We start from the raw sequence: 18,152 nt of genomic DNA, 5'->3' as shown, positions 1-18,152 counted from the left end.
GTAGCCCTGGTTGGCAGTAGCCAGGTCAGATGGAGTGAAATGATCAGCAAAGTCAAGATCACCAGCAAACCCAACATGCGCTGAAAACAAAGTCACCCAAGCCCATGCAAGAGCCATGGCTCGTCCAGATAAACTGCCGATCAATCCTGGGTTGTTTCTATTCCTCAAATGGTCGCCTGAGGCCACCCTCGTGTTTTTTGCTTTCAGAGCTCTTTTGGAAAAGCATGAGCTTTGCTTGGATACTAGTAGTTGTATCATTTAGATAGTCCTGTCCTGTTAAGAGTTTGTCGTTCCTTTTCAGTCTACCCCTCCTATTGGAGGGAAACTTCACATATGTAGCGCCTTTGCATGTCTATAAACAAAATGATCTCGATTAAACTCGAACGAACCTTCTAAAAAGTTTCATGCTCGGCGTTCAAGACATCACAATTGTCATAAAGAAAATAAAAGCCAAGTCATTTAATACACACTCTAATTATACTGAAAAGAGAATTTTTTATTCGCGAATAATACCCCGTGCGTAAGCACGGGGATGTAGAGTAAGCGCCGTCTTGGTAGTAAGATGGGGGTGTGAAGTATCGGCGAGGGAATCATTGTGTATGGTGTTGTCAGTATCATGTAGTCCTTCCGATCAAGTATCGAAGAGGGATTCTCAACGGGGGAGGGAGTTATGTAAGTACTTGGAGGAGAAGATAAAAGAGATAGAGATGCACTACCCGCAAATTATAATAGAAGAGTTTAATCACAATGAGGACCATGTTCATATATTTATGTGGATACCCCCACAGACGAGCGTGGGTAGTGCAGTAAGAATTACATGAGCAAAGGGCTCAAGCAAAGGTTTGAATACCTCAAAAAGGTATATTGGGGGACCAATGGTATTTGGTCGGAAGGTTATTTTGTCTCTACAGTAGCGATAAATGAAGAGACTATTCGCCGATACATCAAAATACAGGGTAATCAAGACGGCGGACAAGCTATGCTTGAACTAGGCTAATACCCCGAGTGTAAGCTCGCGGGAAGTTTATTTTTATAGATTTTGTTTATACCGAAATAATTGCAGTAAGAGAAAACCATCACATGAAGATATGATTACTGAACAAAACTTGTCATCAAATAGCACATTAAGAACGAAATGATTCAAAAATCACCCGTTATGTCTTATTTCATGGTAAAATAATTTATAACAGAAAAGGACACCGACCATCAATTCCGTGAAATTTTCTCTGTTTTCTTAATCCAAGCTTTCAGTATTTATAAGCCACTGCCTCCTGACCCTCCGATCAAGTCGAAGGGTGACGTGGGGGGGTAGTCGGAGTAGTGACAAAGGTGTACAGATTGAGTCCACCGACAATGCCAAGAGAATAGTCGGAGGGCGACATAGGGCAGCATGGTGGATGACAAAATCGAGCACAGTCCAAGCGTTGCTTAAAGGCTGCACGCTGCCTTACTCTATTCCTCTGGCTCTTTTTTACCATCCCGCCATTCTCTCCGTCATCTCACGGCTTGACCGGGAAAGCCAAAAACGATTTGTGCGGAGCACCATACCGCTTAGATCGGGGCCAGTGTCAGGGGATCAAATCCAGAAAGTTTTGTGCAAGGTATTATGATTGGACGAGAATATACATATTGCCAGTATCACTTATTTCCGCTGGACCCTCCGATCAAGTCGTAGGTTGACGGGGGGGTAGTCGGAGTAGTGACAAAGGGAGTGCTCGCAAGAGTGGCTCATGCAGTCGAAGCGTTGCTTAAAGAGCGTAAGGTCCCCCTACTCTCTTCCCTCGCCTTCTGATCACTTAAATCATAGAGCAGTTTTAAGATAAGCAATCTTACCATAAGCCGTGTAAGCTTTGCGGGACACTCTTTGCAGGAATAATGCTTATCAAAGAAGTCTTCAAACTCACTCGAATTTATCTCCAGGCAAGTTGGTAGAAGCTCCGCCGAAAATCTAACATCTCAGCGAGGTTGTCCATCAGGAACTGATTTTGACTATTTCGGGGGCTACTACTTCTGATTTCTGACGAGCCTTTGTATTCATCATACCCTTTGCAGTTTTTTTCTCATGGCCCTGCTCTATTCTCCCTCAGTTGTTTGCTTTGCCTAAGGCCTTTTTAAGAGACGCTAACCAAGCATCCAGCTTTGTGCCATCTCGACCAGCTGTTGTACCGAACAACTCTTATTCGGCATGTCATTCACCTGTTTAAGTCGAGAGAAGGCTGGAAATCGATGCTTTGGTAAGAGATCCGCCCTCTTCTGCCAAGCTGCTTTAGTGATGCTTTATCATCCCTAAATTTGACGGTCCTGCTGTCAATAAACAAAGTTCTCCTCAAAAGAACTCTGCATTTAATATCTCACTAAAATTGGTTTATTTTTTACTGGAGCGGCCTCTTAAGAGAAGCAGTGCTCCAACACCTGCAGCTGTTAGGAAAACCGTTGAAGGTTCTGGAATAGTTACAATATCAAAGGTAGCCGTTTCGAAACGCTTTTGACCTGATCCTGTTGCTGACAAAGCAAAGAGATCGCCATTGGATATAATTTGGTTGAAAATTCCAGGTGTTCCTGTGGCAACAAGGCTTCCCGATGTGGCACTTGTTTGGATATGCAAGACAGTGTTATTACCTCCCGAACCAGCAACTGTGAACCCAGTCCAAACCAATCTTTCATCAACCCCGAGACTGAGACCAGATAAGTCAAAGGAAAAGAGTAATGCTTCCCCGGGGGAAGTATTTCCTCCATCTCCCGCTGCCGTAGAGCTTACCCCCCAGCCTGAGTTATTGGTATCAATAAAAGATGTGCTGGTGTCGACAATGCCTCCCCAGGTCAGTGGTTCAAAGCTATTGGTTTCTGGATCGCCAACAGGTGATATTAATATCTCAAATGTGCCTGTTGCAGTGCTAGTGGAGAATGCTCCGGTAGTGCCTGGATTGTTGGTTCCCGAAGCAACTGCCGAACCCTCAAGTATATCAACTGTTAATGTAGATGTTGCAGGATTAGCTCCTGCGCTCGTGAAATCGACTACGAGTTGGGCTCGTACGTTCAAGGTGAATGCAATAATGATAAATACAGGTACAAGCTTGTTGATTGTTTTTGTCATAATAAACTAGATAATTATTGATTGTTTTTTAAAAGTTGTGATTAGGTTTTGAACACAGGCTAAGCAACATATTTCTTACCGGATCGTTAGTGTAAACAACATTACTGCAGTATGTCAACAATTAAGAAGTTAAATTTATAAAGTGTAGGATCTATATCCCTAGATGATACTCAGGGTAAAACAGAGCATGACATAAAGATAAAGGAGGGATGCTTCAATTCCTTAAAGCATCCCTCGAATTTTATGAGATGATTAGCTAACTTTATTTGCAGCAATCACACTTACAATCAGCACATGCACAAGCCTTATCCTTAGGGCAATTGGTGCAACTTCCAGCAGCAAATGCAGTGTGCAAGCCAGCTGTAAGTAATAGAACTGATGTCAAAAATACGAAACGTAATGATTTCATCTTATTTCTCCTTCTTGAATTAATGAATACTCTAAAGCTACAAGCTTCAGCCAAACATAAGGGATCAGATGATAGACTGCGGAGGAGGCTTAGTAGGCTCATGATTAATACCTACTATTTTTCCTGCAGGGAAACGAAGAAATTCGCAAATATTCGGGTTCACTACCAATCCATAGAAATTAGCAATCATGCCTGTAGAGCTCGAAGTTGTCACACAGCACGAACAATGGCACAGTGATGAACCATCGGCACTAGAACACGGTATGTCTGTTAAAGGAACACATCCCTTGCACGAACTGCAATTCTCAACGACACCTTTGTCCAGGCAACAGAGAGTGCTAGTTTCTCGCTCTGAATGGCAACAATTGCTTTGGGATCCTGGCTGCCAAGTCGACCCATCCGAAAACAGATAGATAGAGATAATAATGGCGGCTAAATATTTCATAACTCTCTTATATGATATCGTCTCTATCCTGATTCTGCAAAGTTTTAGTTTCATTTTTGCGTGATTTCATCTGTTCTGAGCAAAAATTTTTGCAGTGTTTTCACCTGAATTAGAACAGGGCTAGATAGCTTCACTATCAGCTGCTGTAAAACAGGCTTCTGAAGTCCACTTGCATATAAGAAAGGAGACAAAACTGATTATTGTTAACTCATCTCCTCTATAACAGAATAATTTACTTAATTCCTTCAATCTATATGTGAAAAGCAGCTTTTGCCAGTTTAGCAATTGATGTGTTACTAGCATTCGATTTAGATAAGCCTGTAGCAGTAGCCACGGGTAACAAAGATAAGTGCCAATTTTGTGATTCATTTCTCCTGGAATAACATCGGTTATCTTCTAGGTTTTGGCCTCCTTTATCGTTTGTGACGTCTGAAATCATAGAGACGTTGATTTTGCTTGGATTCACTCTGGACATTGACATGGAGATCGATGGCTTAGCCAATCTCAACTTGAAACTTGCAGATAGTATTATGCTCAGGATGAATGTTGTCATTGAGCCAGCTAGCATATAGATCCCCATAAGTAGCTCGGTCTACTTTCGCGAGAAAAAGGCCCCATGAACATAGCAGTGGATAAGCAGAGTTAATATCATATCAAAAGGATACCTTGCCTTGTTCGAAAGGTTGGACTGGCATTTAAATCTTTTTACATCTACTCATATTACTTCTTCTAGTATACCATTGACCTTATCCAGATGCCCATCGCCGCATGTTCAGAGGCAGTAATATTGGGCTTCTCGGTTAATATGGATCAGTGGTATTGCTCTATCTTCATAGAGTCCGTATCTCTGTTGAATTTAAATCATTCAGGCTTCTAGGCACCCTATCTAATGGTTCAAGAAGAACTCCAAAATCAGCTCTTTCATCGCAATTAGCTAAAATGCATCGCTCATTCAAATCTGGATTACGATGTGTTCTTACTTGCTCAAATAATTATACCTGCAAATATCATAGCTCAAAAATAGGATGCGATTTAATAAATTGGGGAAAAATAAAACCACATTTATTTGAAAAATAATAAATAATAAAAAGATGAAAAAATTATTACATACGATAGCCTTACTATTTTTAACACAACCACTTATCTTTTCGCAGAGTAGCTACTTTGAATCAAGAGAGGTTATCATAAAACAAAATGATCCTGACAGTTGGAAACTTATTGAAATCGACGGCGAATTTAACAACCCGGTAGTCATAGCTAATATTCGATCCTTCAATCATGCTGAACCAGCATTTGCTAATATACGAAATATCACACCTCAGAGTTTTGAAATGCAGGTAAAGGAATTCGATTACCTGGATGGCGTTCATACTAGCGAAACAGTAAGCTATCTTGTGGTGGAAGCAGGATCATTCTTTTTAGGAAAAATCTATGTTGAAGCTGGATTTATAGAGGGAGTGACGGATTCAACAAAAACCCAAGTATTCACGGCAGACTTTCCGGAGGTTCCGATAATCTTCACATCTAAAGTTACCCAGAATAACAGTAACGCTGTATTTTCAAGAAGTAAGAATGTGGATAAAGACCAATTTAAAGTTAGATTGAGTGCAGAAGAAGCTAACCTTAGCCCATTGGCAGGAGAGCGAATAGCTTATATTGCAGTTCAGCAAGGATTAACACAAGCAGTGGATGACATAGAAATCTATGCAACGACTTATCACAACATTACAAATAAATGGCATCAGCTAAACTTTCCGTTTTTTGGCGTCAACAGCTTTCTGGGTTCCGTACAAACAAGGGGTGGTGATCCAAGTGTCTTGCGTTTTGATCATGGAGGCACTTTATATACTGAGGTAAGCATACAGGAAGAGCAGTCTGCCGATCAAGAGACCCGTCATCGTGAAGAGAGCGTGGGTATTATTGCTATTAGGGAAGCATTAACTGGCCATCCATTTAGCACAATGATGCAAATCAGTGCTTCAAAGCAAACTGATTTTGGTTCTGCATTCATTATGGATGATAACACTCTATGGATTGCTGGGGCAAATTTTTCAGGAGAAGTTGGAAACGGTAAATCATCGGGGTCTATTTACAGTAGCGTCCTGACTCCTCAGAATACTTTAGATAACGTGGTTTCTGTCGCGCAGGGCAGCAATCATACTTTAGCATTGAGACCTGATGGTTCTGTTTGGGTTACGGGTAGTAATCAGTATGGCCAATGCGGCAGAACGATAGAAGGATATAATGATAAAAACTTGACATTTAAACCCATCGCTAATCTCAATAACGTGGCGTTGATCAGTGCTGGTATGAACACAACATTTGCTGTTAAAGATGATAAGACCTTATGGGCTATGGGTCATAATAGAAACAGCGTTCTAGGTCTTGGTAGAAGTAACTCAAGCTATGATTCTCCACAATACCTATTGGATCGTGTTGCAAGGGTAGACACAGCTAATACCCACACGTTAGTCGTAAAAAATGACGGTTCGCTTTGGGCAACTGGTTATAATTACTATGGTCAATTGGGCAACGACAATCCCAATTCACCAGTTATTGTCGAGTCATTCATTTTTATCATGAATGACGTTGCCGATGCCCAAGCTGGAACGAATCATAGCTTGATTTTGAAAACGGATGGAACCCTATGGACTGTAGGCAGAAATGATTACGGTCAATTAGGGACAGGTGATTTCCAAAATAGAAGCACCCCTACTATGGTTATGAGTCATGTTAAATCTATTTCAACCAGTTCTGATCAATCTTATGCCATCTTAAACGACAATTCCCTTTGGGCATTTGGCAAAAACCCATTTGGTGCATTGGGTTTGGGCAGTTCACTACCTTCATTGAATAGTCCTGTTAAAGCTATGGATGACGTAGCTAAAGTAGATTCTGGCTCCGCATTTGCAGTCGTTTTAAAAATTGATGGAACATATTGGGCTACAGGTCGTAATGCATACGGAAATTTCGGTAACGGGACTCGAACAACCCTAGCTCAAGAATCATTTATACAAATCGATTACTCTAGTTGGTAAAAAATTTTGTTATAATAGCACTCATCTCATTATCACTAATAGATAACATGAGTGATAATGAGTGTTTAAGTTTTGAGCCATTGTGTGTCCGCTAGGCAAATTTTCTTGAAGCTGATATTTGATAAAGAGAATACGGGAGTTAACAATGGACTCTAAAACTTACTTTGCAAAGAACAAGATTGCAGCGTACGAAGAAACTTCCCACGAATGTACGCTCGATTTTACATATCGGCACATAGTCTCTTGATTCGTTAAGAATCGATTTGCTGATCGTCTATTGCCTTTACTTGGCCGAGCTAAGCACTCTGGGGCATTGGGGCTCTCTCACTACTAAAATGCTCTCCAAGTCATTTAACCTTCAGTTCGGTCACTGCTATAGCAGTGGCATCATTATTGTCTACAGCGATGAGTTTTAACTGGTATGTTCCTACTGGCAAGCCAAGTAGTCTAGCACCATTATTACCGTTCCAAAAGTAACTGCGTTCATTCTGTTCTCCGACGAAGAGTCCATCTATATAAAGCCTCACGGCCGTTATTTGACCATCCGAGTCAGAAGCTTTTGCTTTGATCTCCAGGTCCGTGGGCTTATAGGGTTTTCTTACCTTTAGCCTTGATGAGCCTGCAAAGGAAATCGTTGGAGGCTGGTTAACTTCATTGACATTAAGTTTGACCAATGCTTCCGCAGTTGCACCTTCATTATCAGTGGCCATAAGTTTTAACTGATAAGTTCCGGCTGGTAAGCCTCGTAATGCAAGGTTACCCTGATTCCATCTGTAGGGTTTTTTCGTTTGCTTACCCAGTGATTCTCCATCTAAAAAGAGTTCCACATGGCTGATACTCCCATCAGGATCACTAGCCTTTGCCTCTATGTTAATCAAACTATACCCCTCATCTATTTCTAGGTCAGATGAAGCTCTCTTAAAAGAAACGATTGGAGGGTCGTTTCTCGTTGAATCTATTATGGATAACTTTACGGGTAACCGGCTTTCAATAATACCATTAACATCGTCCCAACTAAAAACAATCTCCGCTGTGTAAGATCCGGGAGTAAGACTTGTAGCATCTAGAGTAAGTGTTATTTCTTGAATACCCCCTCGCCGAATCTTTCCCTTGAAAGAGGACAAGTCGATCCATTCTGATGCACTACTTGCAGCGGAATGGAGCGGTGCTATGGAAGCATTCCAAGTCAGTCTCTCCGATCCTTTATTATCCAATCTGATTACCTGGCTAATTTGATCCCCAAGATTTAAAGTGGCTGCGATAGTGGATGGGGCAATTTCCAAATCTGGTCTTTCAAGTGAGAAGTTAATGCCACTCCTATTCGGAGGCAGTCTTAAAGAGCGTGATGCACTTTGAATAAATCCATCAGCATATACGATGAGAGAATACTTTCCCTTGCTCAGATTAAGGGAGTAGGTTCCATCAGCCAGAGTGGTTGTCGATCCGCTACTAGGGCCAGAATATTCAACAACGGCACCTGATATAGGTGTTGCGTTTTCTGTAGCGATAACTTTTCCTTTGATAAAGAACGTGGGCTGCTCATTTATGTTGGATAAAGAGTTGTAAGCATTGAGACGTCCTCCAGTAACGGTCATACCATCCAGACTTGGAAGAGGATCAACATGATCCATGACTAGAGCTTTCACTTGATCATAAGGCATATCAGGAGCAACTGATAGTATAAGAGCACAAACACCTGTGACATGAGGTGTAGCCATTGATGTACCACTGAGATAACTATATTCGAATCCATAACTAGTGGGGAAAGTGCTGTATATATTTGAACCCGGTGCTGCTAAGTCCACACTCGTTGGACCATAGTTAGAGAACCATGCCATTTGATCATCACTATTAGTAGCAGCAACAGAAATAATATTATCCAGATTATAACTTGCTGGAAAAAACGCCGTCGTATCATTATTAAGGTTGTTATTGCCTGCAGCTGTTATAAAAAGACTGTTTTGATCGCGGGCATCGTGAATGGCGCTCGTTACCATTCCAGATGCTGCGGGCCCACCCCATGAGTTCGAGGTGATATCTACTTTCATTAAATTAGTGTAACTGATGCAGTCTGCCGCATCGGAATTTAGGCCAGTATTATACGAATTAAGGAACTTGAGTGCCATGAGCGAAACACTCCAACAAACGCCGGTTAAGCCTTTGCCGTTATTACCTACAGCACCTATAGTGCCCGCGGAGTGGGTTCCATGGAAATGATCATCATACGGATCCGCATCTCCATTATAAAAATCCCATCCATGAACGTCATCAATGAAACCATTACCATCATCGTCTATACCATTGTTCGGTATTTCACCTGGATTCCGCCACATGTTATCAATCAAATCCGGATGGTTATAATCGATCCCTGAATCAATGACACCTACCACTACATTTTTGGTGCCTGTAGAAATTTCCCAGGCTTCCGGGGCGTCGATATCTGCATCCTGGACTCCCCACAAGGGCGGCCCTGGATTATTTAAGCCCCAGAGTTCCGCCAAATATGGGTCGTCAGGAATAAGTGTTGAATGAACCAAATAATCTGCTTCTGCTATCACTATCCCTTCCTCTTTACTAGGGTCTAAAGCCTCAAGCAAATTATCCAGAGAATCGAGGCTCGCGTTTGTATCTTCTATAAGATAGCTATGGGCAGTAAACATCTTCTTGCGGATTCGGTACCCATGGCTAGCAACAATAGTCTGCATTTGAGATTTGGTTAATGTAGGATCTACTTGAACCATAACGTGGTCAGCAACAGAGGCTATTTCTGCTAGAATAAGCCCTGAACCTTGCTCAATTGTTTGCTTTACTTTGATGAATGGGTATTTGAATGTTGCTTCGTATAATGAAGACTTTATGTTGTGCCCAGTACTTTCATCTTGTTTTATACGACTTTCTATCAGTCTAGCGTTGTTGAACATTCTTAATAATTCAGGGTTCTTAAAAGATTGCTGGCCAAAGTTGTGTTCTTGAGCAGAAGAGGACTTCACACTGGGGAGATTAGCTAGGTTCCTGGAGTTAGCATAAGAGCCTGGTCCAGCATCCTCTTTGTTGGCGTGACTGGCCCATTTCAATTGCCGAGAGGCTTCATTCGTATCTCGGCCTTCTTTGAGAGGCCTTTCGATACAATTTAGTCTGTTATTTAAAAAAATACTCAGGGTAATGATTACGAAGGCGGTTATATAAAAGATAATAGCGTATAGTTGATGCCGTTTATTTTTCATTTTAAATTTATCAAACGATAAAGCCCTTTCATATTTGCATTTATTTTACTATACAGTGATAAAAATTCTTCTAAGACGATATAGCACCTTGTACCAAGGTAGTATAAAAAGCAGTTGTTTGGAAGAAATAATGTATCTGCTGTAAATTCACGTAGTAGTCGTAAATTTAGGCACGAATCGTGTACGTTGACAAGGAAAAAATTCGCTTCCTAAGCTTCACATTACAAGCGAATGTTTGCCATGCCATATCCTCAGAATAATTAGCACCAATTATAGATGAAAATATAATAAATAGGCATTTAACTTGAATGGTTTTGAAGTTGGCGGAGATATGTAAAATGTTTAAAAACAGGGAATAAGCACCAACGATGATGTTTCCAAGTTCATACCTAAAAATGCCTGTATAAGCAGGGCCGAGACCTTAGATACCCTCTTCAACCTCTACCACGTCATTCGATGTTTCAATCAAATTATAGCAAATAAATATGCTGTCGTGCTATTCTGTAATGAGTGGTATAGCTTGGAAAATTCTTTCTTTTTGTATCTGGCTAATATGATTTAAACATCCAAAGTTGGGCATCAGCATAGTAGCCACAACCCTATTTCCGGAGTGGCTACTATGTCGTCCCTTGCCATCATATACTCTAGGTTATCATGGAATTATTATTAGAAGCGATTTAATAGGCCGGCAAAGTGCCGAAGACAAAATGCCGGCAGATTCTCTTTTCTCCACGAATGGTTATCGCCAAGGAAAGTTGGACAGGTATTCTTAGCATTGCTTACGAAGTCTTGTTCGAAGGTGGCATCAATTGAACGGCTCCTCAAACCACGAATAGTTCATTTAGGATCAGAGACATGTGTAAGGGCGTTGGTTTCTGCACGCCGATGGGTGTTATTGATCACTGCACCATCTCCATCTTGGACATAGCTATTATCTTGAAGGGTAGCAGATGAATCGGCAAGAGGAGTGACTATAAGATAATCAATATTAGCACCACCAGATACAAGGGTTTCAATTCTGATTGTGTTGGTGCCAGACAAAAGGTTGACCGGCAAAACTTGTGTCTCTAACCAAGTATTCCGACCTCCCGTAGCTGGAAAACTTAGGCTTGAAGAAACTACTACTGAGTTGACAATAATTCTGAGTGGTTTGTCTCCAGAATTAAGTGAGTAACCAAAGCTTATTTCTGCATCCAGGTTCTCACCTGCTTCAACAGTCCATTCGATGAAACCATTTCCTTTGAAATTAATAAACCCCGTCCCACTAAAACCAGAGGCGTTGTTACTAATAGACTCGGAGGTGATTGCTTCTGGTCCTTCTGCTTCGTAAAGAATGGGCCCGGCGGGTTGCTCGACATTAAGCATCGTAACTGCTTGAGCGGTAGCACCTTCGTTATCTGTAGCCAGGAGTACTAATTCATAAGTCCCAACGGCCAAGCCTAATAACTCATCTGGATACTTGCCTCCTCTCCAGAGATAGGGTGATTTTCTATCTCTTCCAATCAAGACTCCATCCAGGAAGAGTCTAACATTGTCTATCGTTCCATCAGGGTCGGAAGCATCTGCTTCAAGATATATGGTGGTGTATCCATCTATGAGTGTTAATTCGGACGAAGCATTAAAGGCCACGGTAGGTGGTTGATTGCCATTAACTCCCATGACCATCAGAGTAGCAACTGCCTGAGCGGCAGCGCCTTCATTGTCTGTGGCCACAAGCGTTAACTCATAAGTCCCGGCAGCCAAGCCTAATAACTCATCTGGATACTTACCCCCTCTCCAAAGATAGGGTGATTTTCTGTCTCTTCCCACCAAGACTCCATCCAGGAAGAGTCTAACATTGTCTATCGTTCCATCAGGGTCGGAGGCATCTGCTTCAAGATATATGGTGGTGTATCCATCTATGAGTGTTAATTCGGACGAAGCATTAAAGGCCACGGTAGGTGGTTGATTGCCATTAACTCCCATGACCATCAGATTAGCAACTGCCTGGGCGGTAGCGCCTTCATTGTCTGTAGCCACAAGCGTTAACTCATAAGTCCCAGCAGCCAAGCCAACTAAATCGGGATCTTTCTTTCCGAACCAGTTGTATGGAGCTTTCTTGTCGGATCTGATCAGAACATCATCCAAAAAGAGCTTAACATTAGCTATACTCCCGTCAGGATCGAAGGCATTTGCCTCGATGTAAATACCCTCATATCCTTCAATTTTATCTAATTCGGACGCTGTATTGAAAGCGACTGTAGGCGGTAGATTACCTCCAGCTCCCGCTACAACGAGATTGGCAACAGCCTGAGCAGTAGCACCTTTATTGTCTGTGGCGATGAGTTTTAATTCATAAGCCCCAGGGGCGAGTCCAACTAACTCAGGATCTTTCTGTCCGAACCAATTGTATGGAGCTTTCTTGTCAGACCTGACCAGAACATCATCCAAAAAGAGCTTCACATTGGCTATATTCCCGTCAGAATCGGAAGCATCTGCTTCAATGTAAATGTCAGTATACCCTTCATTTTGGTTTAATTCTGATGAAGGGTTGAAGGAAACGACAGGTGCTAAGTTCGCGCCACTACCCTGAACATTGAACGACTGGGAAAATCCAGTTGCCCCGCTGTTAGGTTCTCGAGCTCCTAGTTGGACTGAAGAAGCCGCTTCGAGAATGGTCACATCGCCGGTCCAGGTTCCGGAGGTGAATGCTGCAGAACTTGCAGGACTCACGGCTACCGGAGTGCCGGTCAATACTTCATAACGAAGGCCAACTAACCACTTGGCGCCTTCTGGACTGATGCTGGTCGGAAAAGCATCCTCTGGTCCTTCGTAGTAATTATTTATTATCCCATGCGGAAACGTTGAAGTCAGGTCTTCGTTGAAATATCCTTCGGATGATCCCAATGCATAGTATGCAATGCGGTAAGTCATACCTGCTCTCAAGACGATCGCATTTGGTAGTGGTGTCTCATTCCATACACGTGATTCGCCGGTTATTGAAGTGCTCGTAATAAGGCTACCGTTTTCTTCCCAAATACTCACTTTGTCTCCGCTGTAATGCCTAAAATCAGTCACGACTAAATCTTGATCAGGTGTAAATGAGTAGCCCCGAGTGCGATTACCACTAATATTAGCCCGAACGCCAAAGGTTCTATCCGGACTATCCAGAATAGTATTGGTGGTGAACAGCTCTCCAGTGTAAGCATTTAAATCTACCGCCGAGTTAAAATCAGTTACGACGTTACCGAACAAGTCTTTCGCGGTAATTGAAACATTGAATGGCTGACCAACATTCTGTGGTGACGAAATGACATCCCAATCAAAGGTGCTGATCGGTCCGACGACTCCCTGTCCGGATAAAGGAATGGTTAGGTTTGAAGAATTACTTGCATCACTTTGAATCGTGAGGACCCCATTTGAACTGCCAAATGATGAAGCAGAGAATGTTACTGAGATTACTCGACTCTGACCGGGAACTAATTCAAAGGAAATAAAGGAATCAACGATGAATTCGTCTCGGTTCGAGGTTATATTTTGAATATTTAGAATGTCAGTCCCGTCATTTGTGATGAAAATCTGGGCGGTTTCGCTGGAGCCACGAATAACGCTCCCAAAGTCTAAAGAAGGGGAGCTAGCGCTAATTTCAGGTGACCCAAGAGTGGTCAATTCTACGGGTAGCGTAACCAGACTAGTTGCCGTGTCATTCGGATCGTCCCAATCAAATACGATATCCACATCATACACGCCGGCATCCAAGGTTGAGCTATCAAGGTTGAATGTTAATTCCTGAGTGCCCCCTGGTGGAATCGTTCCGCTTAGGGGGGAGATATCAATCAATTGGGTGGCCACGGCGAGCCATTGAATCGCTTGGGAAGCATAGAGTCGCCCGTCTCCAGATGGCGGCGAGAAATTGGAGTCCTCGAGAATTTTATCGCTAGTAGCAACAATTCTGCCAGCACCAAATTTCGAGACGACAGTGTTGGAGCGATTTAAATTATCAAAAACAATGGTATGCGCTAGTCCACTCACCTGATAGTATGCCTCCAACCCCGTGTAAATAGCTGAAACACCCTCTGTGATGGGATGAGGTAGGATATTCGTAAGAGTTACTAAATCTAAATCACCAGATATCGCTGTAATACCAGTTCCCTCTAGGACGGCATTTATAGTAGGTAACGCATCAGGATCCTCTGCCGTCAGCAATAATCCTCCCCCGTTCGCCACCCATTCGCGAATGACTGCGATGTCTTCAGGACCGGCTCCTGGAATAAAATCAGGATCATTTGAATAAATTGCTCTGTCGAAAGTGAGAACGGAAACCCCTTCTAAGCCTTGGGCAGTAATTGGAAATTCACCTTCGATCACAGTGGCACCCTGGCTTTCTAGAAAGGTGAAAATGTCATTATATAAGATGGTAGAACTGAAAAAGACCATGATCTTCTTTCCATTTAGATCAGCAAGCGATTCAGTCGAAACAGGCACCGAGCTACTATCTGAATGGATCGGGAAGGTGGTCTGATCAAAATTACCGAAAGCACCTTGGTTGGGCGCGATAGAATTTAATGAATCCGCTTGGAGGATAGAGGCATCCCAGTTTAACGCCTCAGTTCCTGGATTGCTCAGGGTGATGGTTCGGCTATCCTGATCACCGACATTTAAAGTTGCTGAGATTGCCGATGGGCTCACGACCAGATTTGGTCTTTCCAGGAAAAAGTCGATTCCGTTCTTGTTTGGCGGGACATTGACGACGCGTGGGTCACTATCAAAGAAGCCATCTGCAGTAACGGCCAAAGTGTAACTTCCGCTTAATACATCGAGCGTGTAGGACCCATTCGCCTTGGTAGTGACTGATCCGCTTACTGGGCCAGAGTAGCTGACGACTGCATTTCGAATCGGAGCCGAGTTATCTTCGGCGAAGACTTTTCCTTTGATGGTGGAATTGATGAATATCCCGAGATCAAATTCATACTGCCATAATTCTGGTGGTGTCGATCCATCTTGTGTTGTGACAACGAACGTTCCGAAAGTTGGGGTCGGTGCGTTGTTCGCAATTTCGATCAGAAATTGTCCTGATAGGGTGGTTTGATTTCCCGAATTTAATTTTCCTACATTAATAGAACTATTAAGAATCGTGAAGGCATTACTACTGCCGTCCAATGACAACGATGAAACCAAATTGGAGACGTTTTCAGTGCCAATATTCTTGAGCGTGACGGTGATACCGATGGTTTCTCCGGGATTGATGATCCCATCCCCGTTTCCGCTGGTACTGCCGGCGTTGTCATCATCTATAACTGCATCAAGAACTTTAATAACTGGTTGGCCAATAGAGCGCACTGCGTCGTAAGCGTTAAGACGCCCTCCGGTAACTGTGACGCCATTCAAAGAGGGAAGAGGGTCTACCGTCTCCAGTACCCGCTCGATGACTTCCTGATAAGCCAGATCAGGATCACGTGAGAGAATGAGTGCACATACTCCAGAGACATGAGGAGTGGCCATTGATGTGCCATCTAAAAGTCCATAATTATTTCCGGGGAGGGTGCTCAGTATTTCCGTGCCAGGTGCTCCTAAGTCGACGGTTGTTGCGCCAAAGTTTGAAAACAAGGCTAATCCATCTGTTCGATTCGTCGCGGCAACGGAGATGATATTGTTAAAGTCATAAGCTGCAGGGTATTCCGCTCCTATTAGGTCCGTATTATCTCCGTCATTGCCGGCTGCCGCTACTACGAGAACACCGTTATCCCGGGCTCTGCGAAGTGGTCTTCTGAGGACTGCAAGATCTGTGGTGGCACCCCATGAGTTTGAGCTTATATCAGCGCCCATGAGAATAGAGTAGTCGATACAATCAGCTGCAATCGAAAGCGAACCAAAACCTTCGGCATCGAATAACTTGAGCGCCATCAGGGAAACATCCCAGGAAACGCCTGAAACGCCTTCAGCGTTGTTTCCGATGGCTCCAATGGTGCCAGCGCAATGGGTTCCGTGGCCAACCTCACTGTCATCGAAAGGGTCAGAATCATCATTGTTAAAATCCCACCCGTAGATGTCATCAACAAAACCATTGCCATCGTCGTCGATGCCATTGTTTGGGATCTCCCCTGGATTTATCCACATATTATCTGCCAGATCGATGTGGTTGTAATCGATCCCTGAATCAATCACTGCGACCACCACATTGTTGCTACCTGTCGTGATATCCCAAGCTTCCGGGGCGTCGATGTCGGCATCGGCCACTCCTCCCTCCTGCCCTGTATTATTTTGTCCCCAGAGCGATGGGAAGCTGGGATCATTCGGAATATTAGCCGACAAATAGATGATAATATCCGGCTCGGCTACAATAATTCCTTTATGTTTACCAGGGGCTAATGCGCCAAGTAAATTATCCAGCGAATCGAGACTTGGATTCGTGTCTTCCACTAGATAGCTATCCTTTGTAAACATTTTTTTGCGGATTTGATATCCGTAATTGTAAGCGATATTACGCACTTCGTCTTCACTTAATGTAGCATCTGTCTGGACAATGACATGGTCAGCTACAGAGGCTACTTCATCTAAAATCTTTCCTGTGCTTTGCTCGATGGTTTGCTCTACTTTGATTAGTGGGTATTTGAAGCTTATCTGGTATAAGAAGGACTTTTTGACAAGACCTGAATGTTGATCTTGCTCTTCACGGCTTTCCAAGGGCTTGGTCTTACTAAGCGCTTTTGATAGTACTGGATTTTTGAAAGTTTGGTTACCAAAGCTTTGTCCTTGAGTGGATGAAGGTGTTACAACGCTATGACTTGCCATGTTTCTGGAGTTGCTGCCAGTAGAATTTGGGTTGGAGGCTCTCTGTGCACTTTGTTGCGCGATATGTCTAGGATCCTGGGCTTTTAAGGGTACCTGATTTGCAGCTAGGCCCTCCCTGGACTCCTTTTGCGTAGGACTTGGCTTTCCGTTTATAAAAATATTAACACTCAATGTTACCAAGAGTGTTACCAAAAGGGTGATTGTAGTTAATATTGTAGGTTGTTTTTTCGTTTTCAATTTATCTCATGTGATTCGTAATCTTACTTATTTGTATTTATTTTTTTGACTTCGCTGTTGTTCTGCGAGTAAGGAAACAAAACCCTCAGATCAACTATTTGGTTCATGACTGATGTTAAAATTCTGTATGCACCATAAAATTATGGATTAGCCATAAAGTTGTAAAGATAATATATGTTATTTGATGCAAATAATTAGAAATTTTTATTTTTTGAACCCTACTTGTGTAAAGGAATTTTAGCTGGTTATATTTGCCCAAAAATGAGGTCTTTTTGCGGTGAATTGATTAATATAAATATCTGCTAACCGTTGTTACTTTGCTTATATTCATACGAAGCGGTATACACTCACTTGTCAATTAAACTCCGCGTTCATTAAAGGGCTGAATATACCCATAAGTTAGTTACCCCAAGAAATTTAAAGCATTTTCTAGTTAGGGTTAGAAATATTGGCAATGATTAAAGAAATGGATAGAATCTTGAGTGGTTAAGGCATCCAAAGCTCTGGCAACCGCTTTGACTAAATCACCCCACGTTCCTTCTTTTAGCTGCCTGACGTAAAAGAGTTTTGAATGTAGCAAAACCGCCTGTCAAATGAACTCCCAAACTCCGGGAAACCTCCGATTTCTTTCCACCTTCTTTAAGCGCTGATATCCTTTTATGACGTAAATCTTTGCTATAGCCTTTCATCCTTACAGTTTATATGTCTACCTCGCCGAATTGTACCGCTTATTGATATCTAGAGCATTTTTGAATTAGCTTTAAACATAATGGCAATGGTGAAAGAAGTTGGTACATTCCTGAGGAGTGAATGATTCGAACGCTTCAACAACAGCCTCAAGTAGTTCCTGCCAAGTTCTCTTTGCAGCTTGTCGTAAGTGAGTTTTGAATTTGGCAAAGGCCATTTCAATGGGGTTAAGATCTGGACTGTAAGC

General features: G+C 42.6%; 7 protein-coding genes and 1 pseudogene. 3 read left to right on the top strand and 5 right to left on the bottom strand.

Features of this window, described 5'->3' with window-relative positions; all coding sequences use genetic code 11:
- The coding region (locus AAGA18_14455; protein MEM9446543.1) for a hypothetical protein at positions 1-258 on the bottom strand (258 nt) is incomplete at its 3' end.
- Between the two features lie 341 nt (positions 259-599).
- Here AAGA18_14455 and tnpA point away from each other — a divergent pair.
- Positions 600-997: pseudogene (gene tnpA / locus AAGA18_14450) on the top strand (IS200/IS605 family transposase).
- Between the two features lie 1,368 nt (positions 998-2,365).
- On the opposite strand, the gene AAGA18_14445 reads toward tnpA, so the two are convergent.
- The gene (locus AAGA18_14445; protein MEM9446542.1) at positions 2,366-3,094 is read right to left on the bottom strand and encodes a PEP-CTERM sorting domain-containing protein; all 729 of its coding nucleotides are present in this window, start codon (positions 3,092-3,094) and stop codon (positions 2,366-2,368) included.
- A gap of 597 nt (positions 3,095-3,691) precedes the next feature.
- Here AAGA18_14445 and AAGA18_14440 point away from each other — a divergent pair.
- Both AAGA18_14440 and AAGA18_14435 read left to right on the top strand, forming a co-directional pair.
- The gene (locus AAGA18_14440; protein MEM9446541.1) at positions 3,692-3,916 is read left to right on the top strand and encodes a hypothetical protein; all 225 of its coding nucleotides are present in this window, start codon (positions 3,692-3,694) and stop codon (positions 3,914-3,916) included.
- Between the two features lie 1,123 nt (positions 3,917-5,039).
- The gene (locus AAGA18_14435; protein MEM9446540.1) at positions 5,040-6,986 is read left to right on the top strand and encodes a hypothetical protein; all 1,947 of its coding nucleotides are present in this window, start codon (positions 5,040-5,042) and stop codon (positions 6,984-6,986) included.
- A gap of 347 nt (positions 6,987-7,333) precedes the next feature.
- Here AAGA18_14435 and AAGA18_14430 read toward each other — a convergent pair whose 3' ends face one another.
- The 3 genes from AAGA18_14430 to AAGA18_14420 form a co-directional block, all read right to left on the bottom strand.
- The gene (locus AAGA18_14430) at positions 7,334-10,210 is read right to left on the bottom strand and encodes a S8 family serine peptidase (GenBank protein ID MEM9446539.1); all 2,877 of its coding nucleotides are present in this window, start codon (positions 10,208-10,210) and stop codon (positions 7,334-7,336) included.
- 837 nt (positions 10,211-11,047) lie between these two features.
- On the bottom strand, positions 11,048-17,218 hold the full coding sequence (locus AAGA18_14425; GenBank protein MEM9446538.1) for a S8 family serine peptidase: 6,171 nt from the start codon (positions 17,216-17,218) through the stop codon (positions 11,048-11,050).
- 760 nt (positions 17,219-17,978) lie between these two features.
- Positions 17,979-18,152: IS630 family transposase (locus AAGA18_14420; GenBank protein MEM9446537.1), on the bottom strand; the 174-nt coding region annotated here is incomplete at its 5' end.

It is taken from the genome of Verrucomicrobiota bacterium, from assembly GCA_039192515.1.
In the GTDB taxonomy this organism is placed as follows: domain Bacteria; phylum Verrucomicrobiota; class Verrucomicrobiia; order Methylacidiphilales; family JBCCWR01; genus JBCCWR01.
Note: the sequence above shows the minus strand (reverse complement) of the source record. Positions and strands in the feature narration are given on the sequence as shown.

Bases quoted from the DNA above. Each gene is read 5' to 3' on its own strand.
- AAGA18_14445 (MEM9446542.1), bottom strand. From the start codon at position 3,094: ATGACAAAAACAATCAACAAGCTTGTACCTGTATTTATCATTATTGCA.
- AAGA18_14440 (MEM9446541.1), top strand. From the start codon at position 3,692: ATGCCTGTAGAGCTCGAAGTTGTCACACAGCACGAACAATGGCACAGT.
- AAGA18_14435 (MEM9446540.1), top strand. From the start codon at position 5,040: ATGAAAAAATTATTACATACGATAGCCTTACTATTTTTAACACAACCA.
- AAGA18_14430 (MEM9446539.1), bottom strand. From the start codon at position 10,210: ATGAAAAATAAACGGCATCAACTATACGCTATTATCTTTTATATAACC.